Annotated in this window: 26 protein-coding genes; 20 read left to right on the top strand and 6 right to left on the bottom strand. The window is 31.3% G+C overall.

Going from position 1 to position 23,482, the window contains the following annotated elements; translation table 11 throughout:
• Nucleotides 1–176: 176 nt before the first annotated feature.
• The 3 genes from ACKTTV_RS22190 (at nucleotide 177) to rlmH (ending at nucleotide 1,932) form a co-directional block, all read left to right on the top strand.
• Nucleotides 177–632 carry a DMT family transporter gene (locus ACKTTV_RS22190; RefSeq protein WP_408033066.1) on the top strand — a complete coding sequence of 152 codons (456 nt, stop codon included), beginning with the start codon at nucleotides 177–179 and terminating at the stop codon, nucleotides 630–632.
• A gap of 42 nt (nucleotides 633–674) precedes the next feature.
• A complete protein-coding gene (locus ACKTTV_RS22185; RefSeq protein ID WP_408033065.1) occupies nucleotides 675–1,394 on the top strand; it encodes a GNAT family N-acetyltransferase in 720 nt (239 codons plus the stop codon).
• 64 nt (nucleotides 1,395–1,458) lie between these two features.
• Nucleotides 1,459–1,932, top strand: coding sequence for a 23S rRNA (pseudouridine(1915)-N(3))-methyltransferase RlmH (rlmH, locus tag ACKTTV_RS22180; RefSeq protein WP_408033064.1), 474 nt, complete (start codon nucleotides 1,459–1,461; stop codon nucleotides 1,930–1,932).
• 45 nt (nucleotides 1,933–1,977) lie between these two features.
• Here rlmH and ACKTTV_RS22175 read toward each other — a convergent pair whose 3' ends face one another.
• On the bottom strand, nucleotides 1,978–2,796 hold the full coding sequence (locus ACKTTV_RS22175; protein WP_408033063.1) for a helix-turn-helix domain-containing protein: 819 nt from the start codon (nucleotides 2,794–2,796) through the stop codon (nucleotides 1,978–1,980).
• Nucleotides 2,797–3,047: 251 nt separating this feature from the next.
• Between ACKTTV_RS22175 and ACKTTV_RS22170 the strand changes: the two genes are divergently transcribed.
• The 9 genes from ACKTTV_RS22170 to ACKTTV_RS22130 all read left to right on the top strand — a co-directional run bounded on the left by ACKTTV_RS22170 (nucleotide 3,048) and on the right by ACKTTV_RS22130 (nucleotide 11,942).
• A complete protein-coding gene (locus ACKTTV_RS22170) occupies nucleotides 3,048–3,626 on the top strand; it encodes a non-canonical purine NTP diphosphatase (protein ID WP_408033062.1) in 579 nt (192 codons plus the stop codon).
• 4 nt (nucleotides 3,627–3,630) lie between these two features.
• Nucleotides 3,631–4,662: a FecCD family ABC transporter permease gene (locus ACKTTV_RS22165; protein WP_408033061.1), complete on the top strand. Its 1,032-nt coding sequence runs from the start codon at nucleotides 3,631–3,633 to the stop codon at nucleotides 4,660–4,662.
• A complete protein-coding gene (locus ACKTTV_RS22160; protein WP_408033060.1) occupies nucleotides 4,655–5,452 on the top strand; it encodes an ABC transporter ATP-binding protein in 798 nt (265 codons plus the stop codon). The genes ACKTTV_RS22165 and ACKTTV_RS22160 overlap by 8 nt, the downstream gene beginning before the upstream one ends.
• A 64-nt stretch (nucleotides 5,453–5,516) precedes the next feature.
• The gene (locus ACKTTV_RS22155) at nucleotides 5,517–6,554 is read left to right on the top strand and encodes a M28 family metallopeptidase (RefSeq protein ID WP_408033059.1); all 1,038 of its coding nucleotides are present in this window, start codon (nucleotides 5,517–5,519) and stop codon (nucleotides 6,552–6,554) included.
• A gap of 146 nt (nucleotides 6,555–6,700) precedes the next feature.
• Nucleotides 6,701–7,576, top strand: coding sequence for a zinc-dependent peptidase (locus ACKTTV_RS22150; protein WP_408033058.1), 876 nt, complete (start codon nucleotides 6,701–6,703; stop codon nucleotides 7,574–7,576).
• Nucleotides 7,577–7,750: 174 nt separating this feature from the next.
• Nucleotides 7,751–8,941 (top strand): glycosyl hydrolase family 18 protein, encoded by a 1,191-nt coding sequence (locus ACKTTV_RS22145; protein ID WP_408033057.1) that lies wholly within the window; start codon nucleotides 7,751–7,753, stop codon nucleotides 8,939–8,941.
• Between the two features lie 23 nt (nucleotides 8,942–8,964).
• Entirely contained in the window at nucleotides 8,965–9,579 is a 615-nt protein-coding gene (locus tag ACKTTV_RS22140; protein WP_408033056.1) for an SGNH/GDSL hydrolase family protein, read from the top strand.
• Between the two features lie 367 nt (nucleotides 9,580–9,946).
• The gene (locus ACKTTV_RS22135; protein ID WP_408033055.1) at nucleotides 9,947–10,840 is read left to right on the top strand and encodes a hypothetical protein; all 894 of its coding nucleotides are present in this window, start codon (nucleotides 9,947–9,949) and stop codon (nucleotides 10,838–10,840) included.
• A 115-nt stretch (nucleotides 10,841–10,955) separates the two neighbouring features.
• Nucleotides 10,956–11,942: an SAM-dependent methyltransferase gene (locus ACKTTV_RS22130; protein ID WP_408033054.1), complete on the top strand. Its 987-nt coding sequence runs from the start codon at nucleotides 10,956–10,958 to the stop codon at nucleotides 11,940–11,942.
• A 21-nt stretch (nucleotides 11,943–11,963) separates the two neighbouring features.
• On the opposite strand, the gene ACKTTV_RS22125 is transcribed toward ACKTTV_RS22130, so the two are convergent.
• The gene (locus ACKTTV_RS22125; protein WP_408033053.1) at nucleotides 11,964–13,595 is read right to left on the bottom strand and encodes an ABC-F family ATP-binding cassette domain-containing protein; all 1,632 of its coding nucleotides are present in this window, start codon (nucleotides 13,593–13,595) and stop codon (nucleotides 11,964–11,966) included.
• Nucleotides 13,596–13,755: 160 nt separating this feature from the next.
• On the opposite strand from ACKTTV_RS22125, the gene ACKTTV_RS22120 reads away from it, so the two are divergent.
• The 4 genes from ACKTTV_RS22120 to ACKTTV_RS22105 all read left to right on the top strand — a co-directional run bounded on the left by ACKTTV_RS22120 (nucleotide 13,756) and on the right by ACKTTV_RS22105 (nucleotide 17,718).
• Nucleotides 13,756–14,571, top strand: a complete 816-nt coding sequence (locus ACKTTV_RS22120; protein WP_408033052.1) for a LytTR family DNA-binding domain-containing protein — start codon at nucleotides 13,756–13,758, stop codon at nucleotides 14,569–14,571.
• Between the two features lie 121 nt (nucleotides 14,572–14,692).
• Nucleotides 14,693–15,661, top strand: a complete 969-nt coding sequence (locus ACKTTV_RS22115; protein ID WP_408033051.1) for a DUF6268 family outer membrane beta-barrel protein — start codon at nucleotides 14,693–14,695, stop codon at nucleotides 15,659–15,661.
• A 175-nt stretch (nucleotides 15,662–15,836) separates the two neighbouring features.
• On the top strand, nucleotides 15,837–16,967 hold the full coding sequence (locus ACKTTV_RS22110) for a serine hydrolase domain-containing protein (RefSeq protein WP_408033050.1): 1,131 nt from the start codon (nucleotides 15,837–15,839) through the stop codon (nucleotides 16,965–16,967).
• 112 nt (nucleotides 16,968–17,079) lie between these two features.
• The gene (locus ACKTTV_RS22105) at nucleotides 17,080–17,718 is read left to right on the top strand and encodes a porin family protein (protein ID WP_408033049.1); all 639 of its coding nucleotides are present in this window, start codon (nucleotides 17,080–17,082) and stop codon (nucleotides 17,716–17,718) included.
• 2 nt (nucleotides 17,719–17,720) lie between these two features.
• Here ACKTTV_RS22105 and holA read toward each other — a convergent pair whose 3' ends face one another.
• Nucleotides 17,721–18,725: a DNA polymerase III subunit delta gene (gene holA, locus ACKTTV_RS22100; RefSeq protein ID WP_408033048.1), complete on the bottom strand. Its 1,005-nt coding sequence runs from the start codon at nucleotides 18,723–18,725 to the stop codon at nucleotides 17,721–17,723.
• Between the two features lie 60 nt (nucleotides 18,726–18,785).
• On the opposite strand from holA, the gene ACKTTV_RS22095 reads away from it, so the two are divergent.
• Together ACKTTV_RS22095 and ACKTTV_RS22090 are read left to right on the top strand one after the other, a co-directional pair.
• Nucleotides 18,786–19,229 carry a type I restriction enzyme HsdR N-terminal domain-containing protein gene (locus ACKTTV_RS22095; protein WP_408033047.1) on the top strand — a complete coding sequence of 148 codons (444 nt, stop codon included), beginning with the start codon at nucleotides 18,786–18,788 and terminating at the stop codon, nucleotides 19,227–19,229.
• Nucleotides 19,230–19,321: 92 nt separating this feature from the next.
• Complete coding sequence (locus ACKTTV_RS22090) at nucleotides 19,322–20,320, top strand: glycosyltransferase family 2 protein (RefSeq protein ID WP_408033046.1); 999 nt, start codon at nucleotides 19,322–19,324, stop codon at nucleotides 20,318–20,320.
• 1 nt (nucleotide 20,321) lies between these two features.
• Here ACKTTV_RS22090 and ACKTTV_RS22085 read toward each other — a convergent pair whose 3' ends face one another.
• The 3 genes from ACKTTV_RS22085 to ACKTTV_RS22075 are packed head-to-tail and all read right to left on the bottom strand — an operon-like array spanning nucleotide 20,322 to nucleotide 22,118.
• Nucleotides 20,322–20,999: a hypothetical protein gene (locus tag ACKTTV_RS22085; protein ID WP_408033045.1), complete on the bottom strand. Its 678-nt coding sequence runs from the start codon at nucleotides 20,997–20,999 to the stop codon at nucleotides 20,322–20,324.
• Entirely contained in the window at nucleotides 20,989–21,609 is a 621-nt protein-coding gene (locus ACKTTV_RS22080; protein ID WP_408033044.1) for an L-threonylcarbamoyladenylate synthase, read from the bottom strand. The genes ACKTTV_RS22085 and ACKTTV_RS22080 overlap by 11 nt, the downstream gene beginning before the upstream one ends.
• Nucleotides 21,609–22,118 (bottom strand): IS1096 element passenger TnpR family protein, encoded by a 510-nt coding sequence (locus ACKTTV_RS22075; RefSeq protein ID WP_408033043.1) that lies wholly within the window; start codon nucleotides 22,116–22,118, stop codon nucleotides 21,609–21,611. Before ACKTTV_RS22075 ends, ACKTTV_RS22080 begins: the two co-directional genes overlap by 1 nt.
• Nucleotides 22,119–22,177: 59 nt before the next feature.
• On the opposite strand from ACKTTV_RS22075, the gene ACKTTV_RS22070 reads away from it, so the two are divergent.
• Together ACKTTV_RS22070 and ACKTTV_RS22065 are read left to right on the top strand one after the other, a co-directional pair.
• Complete coding sequence (locus ACKTTV_RS22070; protein ID WP_408033042.1) at nucleotides 22,178–22,597, top strand: PaaI family thioesterase; 420 nt, start codon at nucleotides 22,178–22,180, stop codon at nucleotides 22,595–22,597.
• A 38-nt stretch (nucleotides 22,598–22,635) separates the two neighbouring features.
• Entirely contained in the window at nucleotides 22,636–23,481 is an 846-nt protein-coding gene (locus ACKTTV_RS22065; protein WP_408033041.1) for an alpha/beta fold hydrolase, read from the top strand.
• Nucleotide 23,482 lies beyond the last annotated feature (1 nt).

The raw sequence follows: 23,482 nt of genomic DNA, 5'->3' as shown, positions 1-23,482 counted from the left end.
ATCAGTATTCGAACATGTTCATAAGATAATTGCAGAACTAAATACAGATTCTTTCTGTTTACTACATACATATTTCGAAAGTTAAAAACATATAAAACTGAAGTTTTTTGATTTAATTTGGATTCAAATCAACATATGTAAATGCGAGCCAAAAGTCTTGTTAGTAATTTTGCTTTATGAACAAGTTACTCATATCAATATTAGCCTTAGCAGGTGGTATCGCCTTAGCTGCACAAAGTGGGTTAAATTCCCAACTCGGAATTAGTTTGAAACATCCTTTACTAGCTTCAGCCTGTGCTTTTTTTGCTAGCTCTTTATTCGCTATAATTTTTGTTGCCTTTGCTGTAAAGGATTTTCCTTCTCTTCAGCAGATAAAGACTATTCCAATATATTTATGGTTTACTGGTGGACTTTTAAGTGTTATTGGTATTGCCATCTACTTATATACAATTCCTAAACTCGGAATATCCACTATGATTTCATTAGGGCTTTGTGGACAATTAATTTTTGCCGCAATTGCGGGGCATTTTGGATGGCTCAATGTTCCAACAGAACCTTTAACACTAAGAAAATGCATAGGACTAGCTGCTATGATTTTTGGCATCCTTATCATAAACATTAAACCTTCATAAACAGTTTTATCAATTTTATTTTTCACCTAACTACAAGAAATTATGTACCAAGAAATAACCAATAACCTCTTCGAATTTTGGAAACATATTGGAGATTTAACACAAAACCTTTCAGAAAGATCTGATTACTCTTTCGTTTCCTCTCAAAACTCAGATTTTCCAAATCGCATTTTTAATTTAAGAGAACACGATGCATTAGCATCTATCTTTGAAAATGAAAAAATTGAAGATCTTCCCAATAAAATAACGGTAGAAAAACCAAATTCTCTTAAGAATAATTCAAATGTAGCTTTTGCCATGAGTCAAAAAAATATGGCTCTTGATATGTCTTTGTATCATGAAACTTCTTTTAAGGAGAATAAAATCAAAAGAGTAAACTCTGAACAGGATGCCATCGACTTTGCAAAAACAGCCTCGGATTCTTTTGGTTATAATGTCAATGGTGATATTATTTTTACTCTTGCCAAGAAATCAACTAAAACACAGCTTTTCTTATTCCAAGATAACGAGAAAAGTTTGGGTTGTGGTATTGTTTTTATCGATTCTCAGAATAATGCAGGACTTCATATGATAGGAACACTTCCCGAAGGAAGAGGTCAAGGTGTTGGGAGTAATATTACCAAAAAATTATTATCGGTAGCAAAGAATCACAATGCCAAGCACACGGTATTAAATGCCTCTGCCATGGGAGAACCCATCTACAAAAAACTTGGTTTTCAAACTTTCGGTGAAATTGAAACTTATCAATTAATTCATTCTTGAATCTACTAATAAGTTTTTTAATCAAACTGAAATACAAAACTCAAAACATTTGTAATTTTACCCCATGAAGATAAAATTACTCGCTATAGGTAAAACAGACAATAAGCAATTACAACAGCTTATTGATGAATATCAAAAAAGGTTAAAACACTATGTAAAGTTTGAACTTGAAATTATTCCAGATATAAAAAACGTTAAAAACCTCAGTGAGCAACAGCAAAAAGAAAAAGAAGGTGAGTTAATTTTAAGCAAACTTCAAGCGACAGATCAACTCGTTCTTTTGGATGACAAAGGAAAACAACATACTTCAATAGAGTTTTCACAATATCTCCAGAAAAAAATGAACTCTGGTATCAAGCAACTAGTTTTAGTTATTGGTGGTCCATATGGTTTTTCTGAAGCAGTTTATAAAAAAGCAAATGGGAAACTATCATTATCAAAAATGACATTTTCCCATCAGATGATTCGTTTATTTATTGTTGAGCAAATTTATCGTGGATTTACAATTCTTAGAAACGAACCTTATCATCACGAATAACTGCTTAATATTTGTTTTTCAATTTTGCAATACCCTTAACTCTTATTATTTCAACTTAGAAGCTATTTTGTAAAGAATTACTATTTCTATTATTTCCAGAGGAATCAAAGCAAAGGCGCCAGCAATAGCTAAAATTACCGTAGCAAAGAAAATACCCGCAATAATTTCTAGAACTCCAGCCACAATAGCTAAATCTCCAATATGCTTTCTTAAACCAATAATTCCTATTCCAAAAATAACTCCTACGCATCCAAAAGTGATTACTTTCGCGGCCATAAAGTAGTAATAGTAGCTTTCATCAATAAATAATGAAACAACATCTGAAATTCCAAAAATAAGATTTAACAAAATCATAAGGAACGCCATAAATTCCAGTAAACTATTTTTATAGTAACTTCCTACAAAGACAAAACCTCTCATAAAAAAGGTAAAAGAAACAACTGTTGTTATTTTAATTAAGATATAGCTGAAATCGTTAAAATAATTTTCTCCCTCTAAATAATAATTGGCCTCTGCACCAACTTCAGCAAACCCAAAAATGAAATAACTAATTCCAAAAATCCACGCAAGATTTAATACCTTTTTAAAATTATTTGAAGTAAACCCAAATAACTTATCAAACTTCCCCCCTTTATAATCTGCTTTAGTAATTTCATCACTTTCGACCCCAAGTGCCTCTAAAATTAGTTTTACTGTAACACTTCTTGGAGTAGTTTCTCCTGCTTCAATTCGTTGTATAGTTCTTACATTAATGTTACATTTTTCTACTAACTCTTCTTGAGTATATCCTTTTTGTTTTCTTAATTCAAAAATCTTCTTCCCTAAATCCGGTTGTTTCATGATATAAATATTTTCGTTTTTCATACAATGTTAATTTCGATTTTTAAATTGATAAAAATTTTAGGCAGTATTTTACCCGACATTTGGGTGACATTCCTTTATTTACAGTACCTACAGAGATTTGTAAAGAACGTATATTTTTTCTCAAAAAGCCACAATCAGCATAAAAAAGATTACTTTTGCTAATATAAAAACATGGTTTAAAATCTCTTTTTCAAGATATAAACACATGTATTTTTTACAATTTAACATACTTAATCGCTTAAATTAAATATATGAAACTGGTTTTTGCTACAAACAATTTGAACAAATTAGCAGAGGTACAAAAAATGTTACCTGATTCCATTGAGTTATTATCATTAAAAGATATTAGTTGTTTTGAAGATATCGAAGAAACAGCTTCCACTTTGGAAGGAAATGCTCAGATTAAAGCAAACCATATTACCGAAAACTATAAGTACAACTGTTTTGCTGATGACACTGGTTTAGAAGTTGAAGCTTTAAATGGAGCTCCTGGAGTATATTCTGCTCGTTATGCTGGAGAACCTGTTAATGCGGAAAACAATATGCAAAAACTGTTACATGTATTAAAGAATACAGATAATAGACAAGCACACTTTCGAACATCAATCTGTTTGAATTTAAATGGAGAACAACATTTTTTTGATGGTGTTTGTAAAGGAGAAATTTTACATGACAAGCAAGGAGAAAAAGGATTTGGGTATGATCCAATTTTTAAACCAGAAGGACATAGCATGTCCTTTGCTAAGATGTCTTCTGAAGAGAAAAATAAAATTAGTCATCGAGGTTTGGCTATTCAAAAACTAGTTCAATTTTTATTATCACTTTCATAAACTCTTGAATATATCGAAAACATATACGAAGCATTTTATCCTACTCTTTTCTTTATTGGTTGTTTTTTTACTGATTAATATCAGCTTAGGTTCTATTCGAATTCCAATTTCTGAAATTCTTTCTATTTTAACTGGAGGTGAATCTACTAAAAGTAGTTGGAGCACTATCATTATCAATTACCGATTACCAAAAGCCATAACTGCCATCATGGTCGGATCAGGTTTATCCGTAAGCGGACTCTTAATGCAAACACTTTTCCGAAACCCCTTAGCTGGACCTTTTGTTTTGGGAATATCATCTGGAGCAAGCCTCGGAGTGGCTATATTTATACTAGGTTCGGGTTTGTTTGGAGGGCTTTTAGGTTCTTTAATGATTTCAAACTGGTCTATGGCATTAGCAGCTAGTATTGGTTCATTCAGTGTTCTTTCAGCTATTATTATTGCTGCAAACAAAGTTCGGAATACCATGTCTATATTAATCATTGGTTTAATGTTTGGTTCTTTAACATCGGCTGTTATTAGTGTGTTATCCTATTTTAGCGAAGCCGAACAAATTCAGCAATATCAATTCTGGAGCTTCGGAAGCTTAGGTAATTTAACTTGGAATGAAATCTTAATTTTCTTTATAATTTATAGTATAGGTATTTTAGGAACCTTCTTTGCAGTAAAACCTCTAAACAGCTTGTTATTAGGCGAAAACTATGCTAAAAGCTTAGGAGTAAACATAAAAAAAAGCCGAAATATTATTCTTTTAATAACAAGTTTACTTACTGGTGTTATTACGGCTTTTTCAGGACCAATTGCCTTTATTGGACTAGCAATTCCTCATTTAGCTAAAATTTTCTTTGTAAGTTCAAATCACAAAGTATTAATACCATCAACTGCAATTATAGGCGCAATCGTACTTTTAATATGTGATAGCATTGCTCAATTACCAAACAGTTCCTTTGTACTTCCCATAAACGCAATCACCTCTTTATTTGGCGCGCCTATTGTAATTTGGTTGTTAGTTAGAAAAAAGAAGATTTATGTGTAGTAAAAAGAGTCCAAACATATTAGAAACAGACAACCTTACTATTGGATATCGTTCTAAAAAGAAAGAAACTGTTATTGCCTCTGGAATCGACCTAAAACTCAAAAAAGGGAAGTTCATTGCTCTTTTAGGTAGAAACGGAATTGGTAAATCTACTTTATTACGTTCAATTTCAAAGGTTCAAAAACCATTGAGCGGTACGATTAGCATTGACGGAAGAAATATCGAACAATACTCGCATCAAGAACTAGCAACTAAATTAAGTGTTGTACTCACGGAACGACTTCCCTTAAGTCAGCTAACTGTTTTAGAACTGGTTGCTTTAGGAAGACAACCCTATACTAACTGGATTGACAAACTCTCTTCTGAACATTTAAAGAAAATCCTTTGGGCAATTGAACAAACTGAAATTTCTCATTTAAAAGATAAGCGCTTCTATGAATTAAGTGATGGTCAGTTACAACGAGTATTAATTGCTCGTGCACTAGCTCAGGATACAGAAATAATTATCCTTGACGAGCCTACTGCTCATTTAGATATTCACCATACTTTTAAAGTATTTTCGCTTTTACAAAAACTAGTTGAAACCACTAATAAAACCATTATTATTTCAACACATGAAGTAAATTTGGCGATTCAATTAGCCGATGAACTTATTTTACTTACTAAAGATCAATTATATCAAGGATCAGCAAAAGAACTTATTGAACGAAACGCTTTTAACTCTTTATTCCCTATCGAATTAATAAGTTTTAACAAAACATTAGAACAATTCGTCATAAGGAAAAAGTAAATTTGTTAGCTGGTTTAAAATCAAAAGTTAAACCTTTCAAACCCATATAAATTAACAATTATTGATGAGAAAACTACTTTGTATCGCTGGTACTGTTGCTTTAGCTGCATGCAGTACAAGTAAGGAAGCTACTGGTATTGAAAACGAATCCAATATCGATTATTCCACAAAATATGCAGAAACAATTACTGCAAAAGATTTAGGGAAACACTTATTTGTATATGCTTCTGATGAGTTTGAAGGAAGAGATACTGGTGAGCCAGGGCAAAAGAAAGCGGTTAAATATTTGCAAGACTTTTACATAAAAAGCGGTATTAAGTCGCCAATAAGTGGAGGTAAGTACTTTCAGGAAATTCCTTCTCAATTTTTCACGAAGAATGTTTTCGGTAGAAAAGCTTTAAAAGATTCTGAAAACGTACTCGCTTTTATTGAAGGAACTGAAAAGCCTGAAGAAATCATCGTAATTTCTGCACACCTTGACCATATTGGTACCAAGAATGGAAAAATATATAACGGAGCTGATGATGATGGATCAGGAACTGTTGCTGTTTTAGAAATTGCTGAGGCTTTTAAAAAGGCTTCTGACGCAGGGAAAGGACCAAAACGTTCAATTTTATTTTTGCATGTTACAGGTGAAGAAAAAGGTTTGCTAGGTTCTAAATATTATACTGAAAACCCTATTTTTCCTTTGGCTAACACCGTTACCAATTTAAATATTGATATGATAGGAAGAGTTGATGATCGCCATAAAGGAAATCCAAACTATGTATATTTAATTGGATCTGACAAACTAAGTTCTGAATTACATAATATTTCGGAAGCGATTAATACGAAATACACTAAAATAGATTTAGACTATAAATATAACGATGAAAATGACCCAAATCGTTTTTACTATAGATCTGATCATTATAATTTTGCTAAGCATAATATTCCGATTATTTTTTATTTTAACGGAACACATGCTGACTATCATAAAGCTACTGATACTCCAGATAAAATTAACTACGAGATGCTTGAAAATAGAACTCGATTAGTTTTTCATACAGCCTGGGAAATAGCCAATAGAGCTGAACGTATTAAAGTAGATAAGGCGCAGTAAAACTTGTGAACCTCAACATTTAAATTAATAGTTCGAAAACTCACCTTTTGGTGAGTTTTTTATTTAACAATACTTATTCAAACCAGATATCTTTGAAATAAAAAGAATAAAAAAATACTTTATTTTTGCACTCTAAAAAGAAAAAAATGCTAACATCAACAATTGCTATTCTCTTTATTGGGCTAATCATTTATAGAAGAAAAACAAGAAAAAAAATTACTAAACATCAAACTCCTATAACGCCTTTTCCCGCTAACTGGAGAACTTATCTTATTAAAAATGTTGCTTTTTATAACTCGCTTACTTTAAATGAAAAAAATCTATTCGAATTTAAAATCCAAGAGTTTTTATTGAATTGTACTATTATAGGTGTTGATACTTCCGTTGAAGATATTGATGAGGTTTTAATAGCTTCTAGTGCAATAATTCCCATTTTTAATTTTCCTGATTGGCACTATCCTAATATTTCGGAAATTTTTCTTTACCCATGCATGTTTAATCGAGATTTAGAAAGAACGGGGCCTAACAGAAATATTTTAGGCATGGTGGGGAATGGGTTTCTTGAGAATAAAATGATTCTATCAAAAAATGCATTGCATCTTGGATTTAAAAATGAATCGGATAAACAAAACACTGCTATTCATGAATTTATCCATCTAATTGACAAGTTAGATGGAAGAATCGATGGAATCCCTGAAGTATTACTTGAAAAACAATACGTGCTTCCATGGATTGATTTAATGACTTACAAAATGGAAGAAATATATGATGAAGAATCTGATATTAATCCTTATGGGGGAACCAATAAAGCCGAATTCTTCTCAGTTGTTGGTGAATATTTCTTCGAAAGGCCTAAGCTCTTAGCTAAAAAGCACCCAAAGCTTTACAATAAATTAGAATTAATATTCAAACAAGACATGGACAGTAGAAATCTTTTTATCCCAAGAATCGATGTCGGTAGAAACGATCCATGTCCTTGTAACAGTGGAAAAAAGTATAAAAAGTGCTGCGGAATAAATTAAATAATAATTCATTTAATTAAATTTCTTGTATTTTAGCTGTAGACCAAACAATTAAATAAAAACTCTCATCGTCCCTTTGAAACTATAGGAAAATAGTTGTTACTGTTAATTGAACAAGTAATTACCTAAACTATTTATAGTTACACCTGACGCTGAAAAGCAAAAAATCATCAGATGAAAAAAAATGCACTTTTTAGCATTTTTCTACTACTTATTATTATTTCTTGTAGTAAAAAATCGCCAAATACATCGTTTGAAAGCTACAGAAGTTCCCAAGAAAAGCTTCATAAAAAATTTAATTTCACCAAAGAGAGTCAATGGGATAGTCTTAAACAAAGAACACCAGTAAGCATTACTTCTCTAAAGGGAAAAAGAAACCCTAAATACAAGACTTTTGGTTGGCATCCATATACTAGTGGAACCGCCTACACTTCTTATAATTTTGATATCCTTTGGGGAGTATCTTATTTCTCATATTCGGTAAACCCAGCAAATGGAAACTATGAAAGTATTCATCAGTGGAAAACTACGGCGTTAATAGATAGCGCAAAAGCACACAACTGCAAAGTTTTTCTTAGTGTTACCAATTTTGGTGCTTCTAACAATTCTGAATTTCTAAACAACCCAACGGCTCAAGAAAACCTAATTGAAAACATCGCAGAACTTTTAGCTTATCGAAATGCTGATGGAATTAACATTGATTTTGAAGAAGTTTCCAGCGAATCAAAATCAGAGTTCAATAATTTTATCGTTAAGATATCCGAAAAACTCAAATTAAAAAATCCGAAATATATGATTTCATTATGCTTATATGCAGAAGATTGGCATCATATATTCGATATTCCGAAAATCAATAGTAGCATTGATTTTTACACTTTAATGGCTTACGATTATTATGGCAGCTTTAGTAAAGTAGCCGGACCAATTGCTCCGCTTAAAACAAGTAATGATTTTGGAAATGGAGTTGAGTATTCTGTCAATTATTATTTATCTGAAGGGGTTACATCTGATAAACTCATAGTAGGTGTACCTTACTATGGTGGAGAATGGTTAACAACAACAAATACCGTTCCTTCAGCAGTTTCTAAATTTATTGCGAATCCTCCTTATAAAACAATTAGAAATGAATATATTGATGGACTCAATGCGTCTGTTCAATTTAACACTGAAAGCGAATCAAGTTATATAACATTAAAAGAAAATTCAGGCTATAAAGAATTATGGTTTGAAGATGTTAAATCGCTTTCTTTAAAATATGATTGGATTAAAGAGAAAAACTTAGCTGGAGCTGGAGTTTGGGCGCTTGGGTATGATCATGGCTTTCCAGAATTATGGAATTTACTGAATGAAAAATTTTCAAAATAATACAATTTATATTCCCCTATATTATGAAAAACCTATTCTATATTTTACTTTTTATAAGTACCTATAGCTTTGCACAATCTATTGAAGAGAAAAAAGAAGTATCAGTGTTATTTATTGGTAATAGTTTAACCTATTATAACAACTTACCAAAATTAGTAAAGCGAGCCGCAAATCAAAAAAAGGTTAAAATGTATGTTGAAATGATTGCATATCCGAATTATGCCATAATAGATCATTGGAATGGAGGAAAAGTACAAAAGCTAATTTCGAATAAGAAATTTGACTATGTTATTATTCAACAAGGCCCTTCCTCTAGAGCTAATGGAAGAAAAATGCTAATTGATACGGGCAAAAAATTCAAAGATCTTTGCACACAAAATAATGCTCAACTTTGTTATTTCATGGTTTGGCCATCACGTCATTTTTATCAGAGTTTCGATAAAGTAATTGAAAACTATTCAGAAGCAGCAAAAATTAATAATGCTATTTTATTACCAGTAGGTAAAGAATGGAAGGAATACTTTGACAACTCTAACAAATTTAACTATTATGGAAAAGACGGATTCCATCCTTCATTAAAAGGATCAAAAGTTGCTGCCAATATTATTGTCGAAAACCTTCTAAAAGAGTTAAAATAAAAAAGGAAAAAGCCCTTGATATTTAAATTTATCATTTTTATTGAGGGCTTTTTTTACTATTCCCCTTATTCTTTCTCTAACAAATCCTAGATGATTTTTACCAATTCAAACATCTCACTTAAAATTGGTTTAGCTTAAGGTAATACTTTCATTTTCTAACAACGTACTTCGCAAACCTTATTTTCTTAGTGTAAAACACTAATATTCGTGACTTTAACCATATATTTGTGTCTTATTCAAGGGGGAATTTGATAGCATAACCATATATAATACACGTAAGCTTTTATAAAAAAGTGAGACCAATGCTAGCAAATATTTTGAATTCCATCCATAAATATTAAGTGATAACCGGATTAATGATAGGATTATGAAAAATTTAACCGCAATAGTATTATTTACTAGTGCTCTGCTATGCAATTCCTGTTCTTTTAATGGGAACTCGAAAAGTTCGCGGATTGACAATGATTCAAAAAATAATGAAATCATTTCAAGCTATTCTTTTAGTGCTATTAATTATAATAAAAGTATAGATTTATTAAAAGGAAATAGATTTGTGATTACTGAGAATATTAATAGGGTTAACGGAGATACTACTGTAAAAAAGTATTTGGGAGACTTTAAAAAAACAGGGAATGTAGTTACGTTAATCCCCAAAGAAGTAGAGATAGCTACTCATGTAGTAAATTTTGAAAATATTAAAGAATCTGATATTTTCTCTTATTCACAAAGTGACTCTAAGATCAATACTCGTTTTTATTTGATTAAATGGAACAACATAGAATATATGCTTTCTGATCAATTTAACGCTATCGCTAATTATGACGAAAAGAATGACTTTCAGCGTTTTGCTTATTTTTTCAATTCAGGAATAGAACCTAATGAAGGTGGTTATTATTTTAAAAGAACTAATCACGCTAATGACAGCGTTAAAACTCCTTTAGATATTAAGCAAATACCTCAACAATGGAGAACTTACTTTTTAACAAAACCAATTTCGGCAAATATTATTAATACTGAAAAGAAATTTAAAAAGAGTAAGTTTTATGAGTATGCTTGTTGGAGAATTAAGTTAGACAAAGGTGCTAAAGATGGAATAAAAAAAGGGGTTTCTTTTTCAACTAAATATGAGGATTTCCATATTAGGGTAGATTCTATCTTGCCCGATGTTTGTTTTGGTTCGTTTCGAATTAATGATTTTGATGATGAGTTTATAAAAATTGGAACGGAAATGAGAACACAGTGGAACAGTGAAATGTTGTAAATTTTAATACAATTAAACTATAAACAAAACAACATACCAGTGCAGATAAATTATTTGCACTGGTATGTTGTTTTTTATAATAACTATATTTGAAATTACATTACCACTACTACCTATGAAAGACCTAAAAATGATCGCAGAAGTCCTTATTAAGGAGGAAACTGATTTTTTTGAATTAAAAGAAACCATAGAAAATTACAAATCTATAGTTTACAAGTTATCTGAATTAGACTTAACAACCATTAAAGATGATAACGACCTCTTTTTCGATACTGGTAAAGCTTTAGGAACAAAATGGGCTGCCTTATGTCTTAATGATTTATTAAGGACTAAAAAATTTGTTCAAGGAACATATAAGGCAATAAGAAAAAAACTAAAGGAAAAGCAAGCTGTTAAAGTATTATATGCTGGTACTGGGCCCTTTGCTACATTAATACTACCTATTCTTCATTTATTTTCAAGTGATCAATTAAAAGTTGTTTTAATGGAAGTCAATCAAGAGACTTGCCAATATTTAAAAAAAGTAATTAATACTTTAGAATTAAATGACTATGTTCAGGAATATATTGTGGCCGACGCTTCCAAATTTAAATTCAATGAAAATCAACGATCAGATATTGTCGTTAGTGAAACAATGCAACGAGCTTTAGAAAAAGAGCAACAAGTTGCTATAATGATGAATATTTTTAGCCAAATGAAGGATGATACTTTTATGATTCCACAAAGTATAAAACTATATGCCGCTTTAATTTCTTCCTTTGATCCTACCTTAAAAAGTGAAAAAACCTACGAGATATTAGATACGGTTTTTGATCTAAATCCAGAATTAATAAACACTTATCACAAAGAATTCAATGAAAGTAACGAATATAATTTCCCTCCAAAAGTCGTTACAATAACACATGACAAAGCTGATTTTAAAAACTTTGCCATACTCACAGAAGTTCAAATCTTTGATGATATAGTTTTAAAGTATAACAAAAGTAGTTTAACTGTTCCGTTAATTCTCAATGACATTTCAGGATTAACCGAAAATAAAAATATTACAACCTACTACCATGCAAGTAGTACTCCTAGTTTAAAAGTTACTTTTGAAAAGTAAAACAGAAAGCTTAGCGGTTGATTATAAATCTATTTCTTTTAAGGCTTTAATATTATTGCGTTCAAGGAATGCATCAATTGTTTCAAAATGTTCGATTACGCGTTTGTCCTTAAATTCAAATACTTTTTGTGAAAGTCCTTGTAAGAAATCTCGATCATGAGACACCAAAATCATTGTACCGTCGAAATGTTTTAGTGCTTCTTTAATTACATCTTTCGATCTTAAATCTAAATGGTTTGTTGGCTCATCGAGAATTAGTAAGTTAACTGGCTCAAGCAACAATTTCACCATTGCTAAACGTGTTCTTTCCCCTCCAGAAAGCACCTTTACCTTTTTGTCGATATCATCACCTCCAAACATAAATCTTCCTAAGATATTTTTTATTTGAGTTCTGACATCACCTTCAGCAACTTCGTCTACAGTTTGAAATACTGTTAATTCAGGATCTAATAACGAAGCTTGGTTTTGAGCAAAATATCCAACTTTAGCATTGTGCCCTAAACCTCCCTCTCCTTCAAAATCTATCTCTCCCATGATTGCTTTGATCATGGTTGATTTTCCTTCTCCATTTCTTCCGACAAAAGCTACTTTCTCACCACGTGCTATCGAAAAACTAGCATCTTCAAAAACCGTTAAATCACCATATTTCTTAGTAAGTCCATCAACACGAACAGGGTAATCACCAGATCTTGGAGATGGAGGAAAACGAAGCTTTAATGAAGAGTTATCAACTTCATCAATTTCTACTAGTACTAATTTCTCAAGCATACGCTCACGAGAAGCTACTTGGTTTGTTTTCGAGTAAGTACCTTTAAAGCGCTCAATAAACGATTTAGTTTCTGCAATGAATTTTTGTTGTTCTTCATATGCTTTCAGTTGTTGCGTTCTTCTCTCCTTTCTTAGCTCTAAATAATGAGAATAATTTGCTTTATAATCGTAAATCGTTCCCATCGTAACTTCAATAGTTCTATTGGTGATATTATCAATAAATGCCCTATCATGGGAGATTACAACAACTGCTTTCGCTTTATTCTTTAAAAAGTTTTCTAACCAAATTACCGACTCAATATCAACGTGGTTCGTTGGCTCATCTAATAAAATTAAATCTGGTTTTTGAAGTAATATTTTCGCCAACTCAATTCTCATTCTCCATCCACCACTAAACTCCGAAGTTTGTCTATCTAAATCTTCTTGTTTAAATCCAAGACCTTTTAAGGCCTTCTCTACTTCAGCTTCGTAATTTATTTCCTCTAAAGCGTAATAAGTTTCACCCAAATCAGATACTCGCTCAATAAGTTTCATATACTCTTCAGATTCATAATCCGTTCGAGTTTCTAACTGCTTATTAAGAGAATCCATTTCAGCTTTCATTTTGAAAATCGTATCAAAAGCTTTGGCCGCTTCTTCCTTTACCGTGCAATTATCTTCCATTAATAAGTGCTGTGGTAAATATGCGATCACGGTATCTTTTGGTGTGCGAACTCCTCCTCTAGTGGCTTTGGTCAACCCTGCAATAATTTTCATCATCGTAGATTTTCCTGCACCATTTTTACCCATTAGGGCAATTTTATCATTCTCATTTATCACAAAAGAAACATCACTAAACAATGACTTTCCATTAAACTCAACAGTTAACTGATCTACGGTAATCATATAAATTATTTTTGGCGAAAATAATAATTTTAAAGATTTTATAAATACCTCTTTTAATAAGTTTCATTGCAAAAAATTAACATATTCTAAACACTAAAACCTCCCTATTCAAATAAAAAATTGGACTAAATTTGTTGTTAAAGAAATCAAAATTTAATTAATGAGTTTAAGCATCCCTTTTCCTTATAACACTACTTATAAACTTCATTTATTTATCGCATTTTTTTTAGGTGTTCTATTAAGCTTTATCTTAATAGCCTTACAACCCTTTAATCTTAGTCAAATTAATAGGGAACATGAGGCAATGTTTCTTTTAGGGTTTGGCCTATTGAAATTTATAAGTTACTTAAGCGCTCATTTTATTTCAAATCGCTATTATAAAAAAACAAAAAAATGGACATTGTGGAATGAAGTGATTTTTCTAATTTCTTCCTCTATCTTAGGCATTATCTTAAGCTATGTTTATCTTGACTTAATTTTCGAAAACCATCCTCTTTCTTTAAATAGACTCTTACTATTCTTCTACTATATTGGCTTGCCTTTGTTTCCTCTAGTCTTATTTCCAAAAGCAGTACTTCGATACTTATTAATTAAAGACCTAAGACTTACCGAGAATAACGCAAATACAGAAACTAAACTGAAGTATGAAGAATTAACACTCAAAGGCCAAAGTAGCAATGATCAATTAACTATTTCAAAAGAAGATTTGCTCTATGTTAAATCACTAGACAACTATGTAGTAATAAATTATAAGAATGAAGATCTTGAAAGTAAAATTCTCAGAGCACGATTAAGTGACATCAGAGAACAGGCTCCTTTTTTAATTCAGCCACATCGTTCTTATTTAATAAACCCTGATCACTCTTTTAAACTTAAGGGAAACTCTCAAAAATCGTCGCTTTCTTTATCGGTCATAAACGAAACAATCCCAGTTTCCAGATCTTCTTATAAAAGTATAAAACCCCTATTCAGTTAACCCCATTTACCTAGTCAATTCGTACCAAACCTTATACATTAACCACATAATTCCTCCACTAGCAACTCTATTTTTTCTGTTTAATTTATTCATGATTTGTTTGTCATAAAAACAAACACTAATGATTTACTATTTGTCAAACTCGTTGCTTACAATTTCAAAAAAGACTTTCTGTATTTTCTTTTTTACAACAATCATCCAAAATGTAATATCGCAAATCGATTTAAAAGTTGAATATTTCGGCACCTCTAATTATATGCATGAAGTAAAACCCAGCTTTTTCGGTTCAAGTGAAAAAAACAGGGTTGGTAATAGTAAAGGTGAAAGCAAGGTGTATCAAGCAAACATTTCCCTTCCTCTATCACTATCTGTAAATGAGAAAGGACAACCTAAATTATGGGCTATTGCTTTTGGGGGAACATATACAAATTTGAACAACTACGATTTTACTGAGCCCCATGTTATTCCTGAAATTACCAATTTCAATATAGGACTTGTTCATGTAAGACCTTTAAACGAAAAACTATCCTTAATGGCTATTCTTGGAGGTAGTTTAAACATGGTACATTCAAACATTAATCAAATCAGCTTGAACAATGCATTATTAAACTTAGGAGCTGTTTTTATAAAACAAGTTAACCCGAATTTTAAAGCTGGTCTTGGAGTAGCTGTTAATAACACATTCGGTTATCCAATGATACTTCCTGTTGTTTATATAAAATGGACTACGCAGAAAAAAAGGTTTTCAGTAAACTTTTCATTATTGAGAGGAGCAGAAATAAATGTTAAATACAATCTTAACAAGACACTCAATATAGGTGTAATTGCTGAAAATAAGGGGCAAGGAGCTTTCTTAAAGAGAAACGCAAAAAACGTGATTTTCACTCATCAGTATTCTACTTTCGGAATTACTCCTGAAATTAAATTAGCAAAAGGATTAAGTATGCCAATTGTTGTAGGTTTTAGTAGTAGAAGAAATGCTCAATTTAGGGAAAGAAAATTAAGCACCCTATTTGATTACAAACATTCGTATTTCTTTGATTTAGCTCCTTATTTTTCTGTTAGAATGAAATATAACTTTGGAAAATAAGTCCTCCCACTTTTAATTTTCTTTGATAAACGCTCTGGATATTAATCCAGAGTTTTTCCTTTTATACGTCTATAAATAGTTTTGTAAGAGAACAATATCAACCTTTTTTTATGCTCTTTACATTATCAAATTCCTATATTTACCAAAAGCATAAAAACCACTAACCTACTTCATAATGAAAAAATATAGTCTATTAATAATCGGATTGCTTGTTCTGATTTCATGCAACAAAGAAAAGGTTGAAAAGACCGTTACTTCAGAATTAGAAAGTTTATTTACAAAAGAATTCTTTATTGAAAATGAACCCGGAGGATCAATTATTGTAAAAAAAGGAGATAAAACCATTTTCTCTAAAAGCTATGGAATTTCAGACATTGTATCTGGTGAAAAGAACACTGAAAATACAATATACAACACTGGGTCAATATCAAAGACCTTTGTCTCGAATGCTATTTTAATATTGCATGAAAGAAAACAACTCGATATCAACGATAATATTTTAAAGTACTTCCCTGATTTCAAAAACAAATCAGTGGCTAAAGACATAAAAATTAAACACTTTTTATCTCACACTTCTGGAATTCCCGATGCTAGAGATGTATACAACAATCAAAACTTCTATTTAACTGCTAAAGACACTGCCAACTTTGAACCATTAAAAAAAGTAGATAGTTTGCTATTCCAGCCTGGTGAAAAATATACCTATTCAAATCCTGCATACAATGGCTTAGCCTTAATTATTGAATCAGTTACCAAGCAACCTTGGCAGAATTTTGTCATTGAAAACATTTTTAGACCTTGTGGAATGAGCCATAGTAGAATAACTAACGGATCATTTCCAGATTCTGATGTAGCTCATGGTTATTACGAAGGTCGAAAAGGAGTATTTCAGGAATACGATTATGGTGAAGTACCTACGTTTGCCGCCGCTGGAAATGGAGGGATTTGGTGTTCTGTTTTAGATCTAGTTAAGTATGAAAAAGCGATTCAGAATAATGTTTTTCTTAGTAAAGAATTAACCGAAGAATCTAGAACTATTTTCTCGCCTGAAAATTGGAAAAGTGACGAAGCCCCTAAAATTGGATATAGTTGGTTTCTAGGAGATACTTTAAAGTATAAACATATCGAAGTTCAAACTAAATATGTAATGCATACGGGGTCTCAAGGAGGTTTTAGAGCTTTTCATGTATATTTTCCAGAACATAACATTACCTACATAGGACTTTTCAATAGACCTCTAAAACATTACGGCTATTTACTAAATAAAGGAGTTCAAATTTTTGAAAAATATAACTGGTTGAACTAAGGTTATTCTCTGAAAAAACAAGACTTCAAATAAATTGATTTTATTCAATTAAGGAATCGGTGAAAATATTATTTTTGCTCCCTTAAAAGAAAACCATAAATCAATAAATACTATGAAAAAGCAATATGTATTGTTATTTTTTGCAACATTAGTTCTAACAAACAAAACTTTCGCTCAAAAGGACATAACATTCTCGATAAACGCAGGTTTAACTTACTCAAGTTTATTTGGAAATGAATTCGCAAATCAACTTGATTCTGAATTTGATTTCTTAGTAGGTGTTGGTATGAATTATCTACTTACAGAAAACCTTTCTCTAAAAACTGAATTGAACTATGAACGAATGAAGTCAAGCCTGATAAGTGAATTAATAAACACTAATGGGCTACCAAATGGCAAATTAACATCGTATGCCAAAACTACATATTTAACAATTCCTTTGATGGTCAAATATAACCACGATGGATTTTTTGTTAATGGAGGTCCATTTGTCGGAATACTTCTTAGCTCTAAAACTATAGCTGAAAATAATCAGATTGATAATTCTGAAGGACTAAAAGCTGTTAACTTTGGAATATCTCTAGGATTAGGTAAAGAATTCAAAATTAATGACTCCAATTCTTTTATCATTGAAATAAGAGATAATTTTGGACTAATGAATACTAGCAATATACCAGTATATAGAAATGGTTCTGTAAAAACGAATTCCGTAAACCTAATTCTCTCTTGGAATTTTTCTTTTACAAATTAAAATTAATGTAAAATCATAAAAAGTAATTCCTTTAATATATCAGCCTGTGAAAGAGCATTTCCTCCTACCCCTTTGCTTTTCATATCTGCATCTCTTAATAGAGCAATCACTTGCGATACCTTTCTCATAGGATAATTTCTAGCTGCTGTAACATAATCATCAACAAAATAAGGGTTCACTCCTAAGTTTTTCGCTACTGATGCTTTTGATTTATCTTTTAAACCATGATACATTAACAACTGGGTAAAGAAACTATTCAGCAATGAAATAGTCATAACTAAAGGATTATTCTTTGGATTTTGAGCGAAATAATTAATGATTCTATTTGCTCTTACAATATCCTTCTCTCCAACCGATTTACGTAACTCGAAATTATTAAAGTCTTTTGAAATCCCTATATTTTCTTCAATATGTTGAGGGTTGATAATAGTTTCCGAAGGTAAAATAGAAACTAACTTTTCCAGCTCATTACTGATTTTACTTAAATCCGTTCCTAAAAACTCCACCAGCATCTGAGCAGCTTTAGGTTCTATATTATATTTTTTTCCTCCTAAAACCTTACGTATCCAGTCCGCAACCTGATTTTCATAGAGTTTTTTACTTTCAAACAAAACTCCATTCTTGGAAATAGCTTTATAAGCCTTCTTACGCTTATCTAGCTTTTTGTATTTATAATTAAAAACCAAGATAGTGCTTGGCTGAGGTTGATTAGCATAAGCTTCAATCTTATCGATAGTTCTACTTAAATCTTGCGCTTCTTTTACTATAATCACTTGATGCTCTGCCATCATTGGAAACCTCTTTGCAGACGATACTATCTCTTCAATAGAAACATCACGCCCATACATAACCACTTGATTAAAACCTTTTTCGGATTCATCCAACACATTATTTTCAATATATTCAGAAATTTTATCGATATAGTATGGCTCTTCTCCCATTAAAAAGTAAATAGGTTTATAATTCCCATTTTTTATATCGCTAATAAGATGTGTTACCTCGTTCATAAATTTAAATCCCGTTTTGTAAGAAGCTATTAAGTAGAAAAAATCATGTACTTTTGAACAATGCAAAAATTAAACTTACCTACCTTTAATTTCAAGCTCAAAAGTAACGAAAATAAGACGCTTATTTTTGATTGCTTAAGAAAAAAATATTTGGTTTTAACTCCAGAAGAATGGGTAAGGCAACATTTTGTAATGTACTTAATGGAAGTAAAAAAATACCCGGCTTCTTTAATTGCTGTTGAAAAACAACTGACCATTAATCAATTGAAAAAAAGAACGGATATTGTAATTTTTAACAAACAAGGTACTCCAAATATAATTGTAGAATGTAAAGCTCCAAAGATTAAAATTACCCAAGCAACTTTTGATCAAATTGCCCGATATAATTTAAAACTTAATGCCGATTTTTTAGTTGTAACTAATGGTTTAGAACATTTTTATTGCATGCTGGATTCAGAAAACGAACGTTATGTTTTTTTAAGAGATATTCCTGAGTACTCATAATCCAATCTTCTTTTTAGATTAAAATCAGAACCTTCAACAAATTAACCTTTTATTCTGATTATAACTCACTTTAAAAATGTATTTTTGGCGTCTTGAAAATAGCAATCGTCATATTAAATTGGAATGGGAGAAAATTGTTGGAACAATTTTTACCTAGTGTTGTAAACTTTAGTTCAAAAGAAGCTGAAGTTTATGTGGCGGACAACGCTTCTTCTGATACTTCTATTGAATACATAAAAGAACACTTTCCTACTGTTAAAATTGTTCAAAATGAAGTCAATGGAGGCTATGCTAAAGGATATAATGATGCTCTGCAACATATTCAAGCGGATGTATATTGTTTATTAAATTCGGACATAGAAGTCACTGAAAATTGGTTGACCCCCATCGCTGAAGTTTATAAAAACGATCATAATATTGCTATTATTCAACCAAAGCTTTTGGATTTTAAAGACAAAACCAAATTTGAGTATGCTGGTGCAGGTGGTGGTTTTATCGATTTATATGGATATCCTTATTGCCGTGGAAGAGTTTTTAATTTCTTAGAAACCGATACCGGGCAATTCAATGATACGACGGAAATCTTTTGGGCATCTGGAGCTTGTATGTTCATTCGTTCTGAGGTATACCATAAATTAGGTGGTTTTGACGAAGACTATTTTGCGCATCAGGAAGAAATAGATTTGTGTTGGCGTGCTCAAAATGAAGGGTATAATATTAAATATGTAGGGAGCTCAACAGTATATCATGTTGGTGGTGCAACTTTACAAGAAAGTAATCCTCATAAGACATTTTTAAACTTTAGAAATAGCTTATTAAATGTTGTAAAGAACGTACCAAAACGTTGGTTCTTATTTGTGGTTTTTTCTCGACTTATCTTAGATGGAATTGCAGGAATTAAATTCGCAGTGGAATTACGTCCTATACACACCTTAGCTATTTTAAAAGCGCATTTAAGTTTTTACAAAAACTTTTTTAAGTTTCTAGGAAAACGAAGAAAACTTCAGAAAAAAGCAAACTACAACTTACATACCTCTGTTGTTTGGCAACATTTTATTTTAGGCAAAAAAAAATACAAGGACCTTCAATAATTTACACCACTATTTCTCTGTCTTTATATACATAATTCAACATAAAGAAAACTGCTACACCTCCAAAGGTATGCCATAACCAGTGAGTGCCCATCGGTAAAAGTTCGATTAAATTATCGAGTGTTCTAAATGTAATTGCAACTCCGAAAAAGAAAATACCTAAGAAAATATCTCTACTATTTTTCCAATTAGTCAAAAATGCATACCAAAGAAAAGGTGCAATTACTGTTAACGCTGTTACGACATATCCAAAAGATATTTTATATTCTCTTGGTAAAGGAAGCGTTCTTGGAACTATTGAAAGAACTAAAAACCCAATAAAGAGTATCAATCGTTGCCACCATTTTTTCTTAATTTTTCCAATAAAATAAATAATTCCACCAAGGCAAACAAGCATAATTGGCAACCAGTCCAACACTAACCAAAATTGATGACTCCTAGTTCCATGAAACATAGTTCCACCAATCCAACTGGCAAATATTACAGGAATTGCAAATAAGAAAAAAGGATGTTGTTTTGGATTTTTACGAATCTTTCTTCCGAAGTAGATTAAAATGGCAACAAAAATAAGGTTGCTAAATGTATTAAAAGGCTCGACAGGTAAACGTCCTTCAATTGTTTCCTGATAAATTGGCCCAGTATCGTTTGGGAATTTTATTAGAAAATCGTTACAAAACATTTAAACTTCCCTTTCCCTCTCTAATAACTTCTGGCTCATCCGTTGTTAAATCTATTACTGTTGAAGGCAAATTATCTCCATAACCACCATCAATAACAATATCAACAATATTCTGCCACTTTTCAAAAATTAACTCTGGATCTGTAGTGTACTCTATAATCTCATCCTCATCATGAATAGAACTTGACACAATCGGATTTCCTAAAGCTTCAACAATTGTTCTAGCAATATTATTATCAGGAACTCTAATTCCAACGGTTTTTCTTTTTTTAAAAGCTCTTGGTAATGAATTACTTCCCGGTAAAACAAAAGTATAAGGTCCAGGTAAGGCTCTTTTTAAAATCTTATACGTTGGAGTATCAATTTGCTTTACGTAATCTGATAAATGACTCAAATCATTACAAACAAAAGAAAAACTTGTTTTTTCTAGTTTAACTCCTTTGATTTTGGCTATCTTTTCTAAAGCTTTCGAATTTGTAATATCACATCCCAATCCGTAAACAGTATCTGTTGGATAAATTATGATTCCACCACTTTGTAAAACTTTTACAATTTTATCTATTTCTTTTGGGTTCGGGTTCTCGTTATAAAGCTTTATAAATTGTGCCATTAATATTTATCTAAATCTATATCATCTAAACTTTGAAAATTATTAAAATCATCAAAGTCATCGTTAAAATCATTATCCAAATCTTTTGAAAGATCCTGAATATCGAATGTATTATTTTCGTTTTCTTTAGGCATTTCACCTACGGCTAAAATTACTTTTGAATCTTCTATTGCTTCGTTAGAAGCATCTACCAATTCAACATAAAAAGTCCACATATTGAAAAAATCATAAACGTAAATTAGCTTATCATTTTTATTCGGTAGTGTATCCTTTAAAACGCATGTTGCCATTGAAACCCCCTCTCCTACTTCTGCCATATTAAATAGAGGAATTTCATCTCCTTGGTTCCATTCGGCATCAGCAATATAAAACGACGCCATTTCTTGACCGTCAAAACCAAAAGATTTAGCTAGAGAAAAATGCAAATCTTCTAAAGATTGGTTTTCATTAATAGTCAAGGTTCTAATCACATCTTCCTCCGTATCTAATATCGCTCGAACTTTATACATGTTGGTAATTTTTTATGGTTACAAAAATACGTATTTTTGAGCGATATTTCTCAAGTTATATGGATAAGCAAAAAATTCTCGATAAGTTAAATGGTTTAAACAGAAATACCCTTATGGAAACTTTAAATATTGAGTTTACCAATGTGGGAGATAACTTCTTAACTGCGAAAATGCCAGTTACTCCAAAAGTACATCAACCTTTTGGGTTACTTCATGGAGGAGCTACTGCTGCTTTGGCTGAAACTGTTGGTAGTTGCGCTTCAGGATTTTTGTTTGCTGACACAAGAACTCAAATTGTAAAGGGTTTAGAATTAAGTATTAATCATGTAAAAAGTAAAAAAGAAGGAACTGTATTTGCAACTGCCAAACCTATTCATAAAGGTAAAACTACCCATTTATGGGAAATTAGAATTGTAGATGAAGATGAAAATCTAATTTCTGTTTGTAAACTCACAAATATTGTACTTGATAAAAAATAATAAAGGTATTATGTTTTTCATAACTTGATATTTACTCTATGAAAACTATAAAAAAGGTTTTAAAAATTTTGGGTATTCTCTTACTGCTTTTAGTAGTAGGGATGTACATTTTATTCGTTACTATGACCTCTCCTAAATCTGATGAGGATGTAATTGAAAGCTTTAAAGAAGCCCCTGTAAAACCAATTTTAGAGCATAAAACATATAAAAACTTTTCATACCGTGTTTTAAGTATCATTTCCGATAGCAACTTACCAACCCTAATTTTTGTTCATGGCACTATTGGCTCGTGTATGGACTTTTCAAGATACATGATGGATAAAGATCTTGTTAAAAAGTACAACATGGTCTCATATGACAGAATAGGCTACAATTATAAAGACAAAAACCCCGTTCAGGAAAGTATTGCTTTCGAAAGGGACTTACTCGATAATTTAATTTCTGAAACAATGAGTGACTCTATAATATTAGCTGGATACTCATACGGTGGTCCAATCACTTTGGCTAGCAAAAAAAAGATAGCGAATCTAGTATTACTTGCTCCAGCAGTTTATAGTAAAGTAGAACCTATGCCTTGGATGCTCAATTTTTACAAATGGAAGCTAACTAGATGGTTAGTTCCTGATATTTGGAAAGAAGCTTCTAAAGAAAAAATGTCTCATCAAAAAGACTTGATGAATTTTGAAAGTAATTGGAAAGTAAATCCAAATAATATCATCAGTATTCACGGAGATGCAGATTGGATAGTTCCCTACAGTAATTCTGAGTATTTGTTAAATCATTTTCCTAAAGAGCAATTTCAATTAATCACTTTGAAGGATGCAGGACATGATTTAATTTGGAGTCAATTTTCAAACATAAAACAACAACTTTTAAACCTATAGT

Source organism: Tenacibaculum xiamenense (genome assembly GCF_964513065.1).
Lineage (GTDB): Bacteria > Bacteroidota > Bacteroidia > Flavobacteriales > Flavobacteriaceae > Polaribacter > Polaribacter xiamenense.
This window is presented reverse-complemented; position numbering and strand designations above follow the sequence as displayed.

Coding starts and splice junctions, on each gene's coding strand:
- ACKTTV_RS22070 (WP_408033042.1), top strand. CDS start 22,178: ATGGATAAGCAAAAAATTCTCGATAAGTTAAATGGTTTAAACAGAAAT.
- ACKTTV_RS22095 (WP_408033047.1), top strand. CDS start 18,786: ATGCAAAAATTAAACTTACCTACCTTTAATTTCAAGCTCAAAAGTAAC.
- holA (WP_408033048.1), bottom strand. CDS start 18,725: ATGAACGAGGTAACACATCTTATTAGCGATATAAAAAATGGGAATTAT.
- ACKTTV_RS22170 (WP_408033062.1), top strand. CDS start 3,048: ATGAAACTGGTTTTTGCTACAAACAATTTGAACAAATTAGCAGAGGTA.
- ACKTTV_RS22075 (WP_408033043.1), bottom strand. CDS start 22,118: ATGTATAAAGTTCGAGCGATATTAGATACGGAGGAAGATGTGATTAGA.
- ACKTTV_RS22150 (WP_408033058.1), top strand. CDS start 6,701: ATGCTAACATCAACAATTGCTATTCTCTTTATTGGGCTAATCATTTAT.
- ACKTTV_RS22085 (WP_408033045.1), bottom strand. CDS start 20,999: ATGTTTTGTAACGATTTTCTAATAAAATTCCCAAACGATACTGGGCCA.
- ACKTTV_RS22135 (WP_408033055.1), top strand. CDS start 9,947: ATGAAAAATTTAACCGCAATAGTATTATTTACTAGTGCTCTGCTATGC.
- ACKTTV_RS22125 (WP_408033053.1), bottom strand. CDS start 13,595: ATGATTACCGTAGATCAGTTAACTGTTGAGTTTAATGGAAAGTCATTG.
- ACKTTV_RS22155 (WP_408033059.1), top strand. CDS start 5,517: ATGAGAAAACTACTTTGTATCGCTGGTACTGTTGCTTTAGCTGCATGC.
- ACKTTV_RS22175 (WP_408033063.1), bottom strand. CDS start 2,796: ATGAAAAACGAAAATATTTATATCATGAAACAACCGGATTTAGGGAAG.
- ACKTTV_RS22065 (WP_408033041.1), top strand. CDS start 22,636: ATGAAAACTATAAAAAAGGTTTTAAAAATTTTGGGTATTCTCTTACTG.
- ACKTTV_RS22190 (WP_408033066.1), top strand. CDS start 177: ATGAACAAGTTACTCATATCAATATTAGCCTTAGCAGGTGGTATCGCC.
- ACKTTV_RS22080 (WP_408033044.1), bottom strand. CDS start 21,609: ATGGCACAATTTATAAAGCTTTATAACGAGAACCCGAACCCAAAAGAA.
- ACKTTV_RS22115 (WP_408033051.1), top strand. CDS start 14,693: ATGATTTACTATTTGTCAAACTCGTTGCTTACAATTTCAAAAAAGACT.
- ACKTTV_RS22185 (WP_408033065.1), top strand. CDS start 675: ATGTACCAAGAAATAACCAATAACCTCTTCGAATTTTGGAAACATATT.
- ACKTTV_RS22140 (WP_408033056.1), top strand. CDS start 8,965: ATGAAAAACCTATTCTATATTTTACTTTTTATAAGTACCTATAGCTTT.
- ACKTTV_RS22105 (WP_408033049.1), top strand. CDS start 17,080: ATGAAAAAGCAATATGTATTGTTATTTTTTGCAACATTAGTTCTAACA.
- ACKTTV_RS22130 (WP_408033054.1), top strand. CDS start 10,956: ATGAAAGACCTAAAAATGATCGCAGAAGTCCTTATTAAGGAGGAAACT.
- ACKTTV_RS22145 (WP_408033057.1), top strand. CDS start 7,751: ATGAAAAAAAATGCACTTTTTAGCATTTTTCTACTACTTATTATTATT.
- ACKTTV_RS22120 (WP_408033052.1), top strand. CDS start 13,756: ATGAGTTTAAGCATCCCTTTTCCTTATAACACTACTTATAAACTTCAT.
- ACKTTV_RS22110 (WP_408033050.1), top strand. CDS start 15,837: ATGAAAAAATATAGTCTATTAATAATCGGATTGCTTGTTCTGATTTCA.
- ACKTTV_RS22160 (WP_408033060.1), top strand. CDS start 4,655: ATGTGTAGTAAAAAGAGTCCAAACATATTAGAAACAGACAACCTTACT.
- rlmH (WP_408033064.1), top strand. CDS start 1,459: ATGAAGATAAAATTACTCGCTATAGGTAAAACAGACAATAAGCAATTA.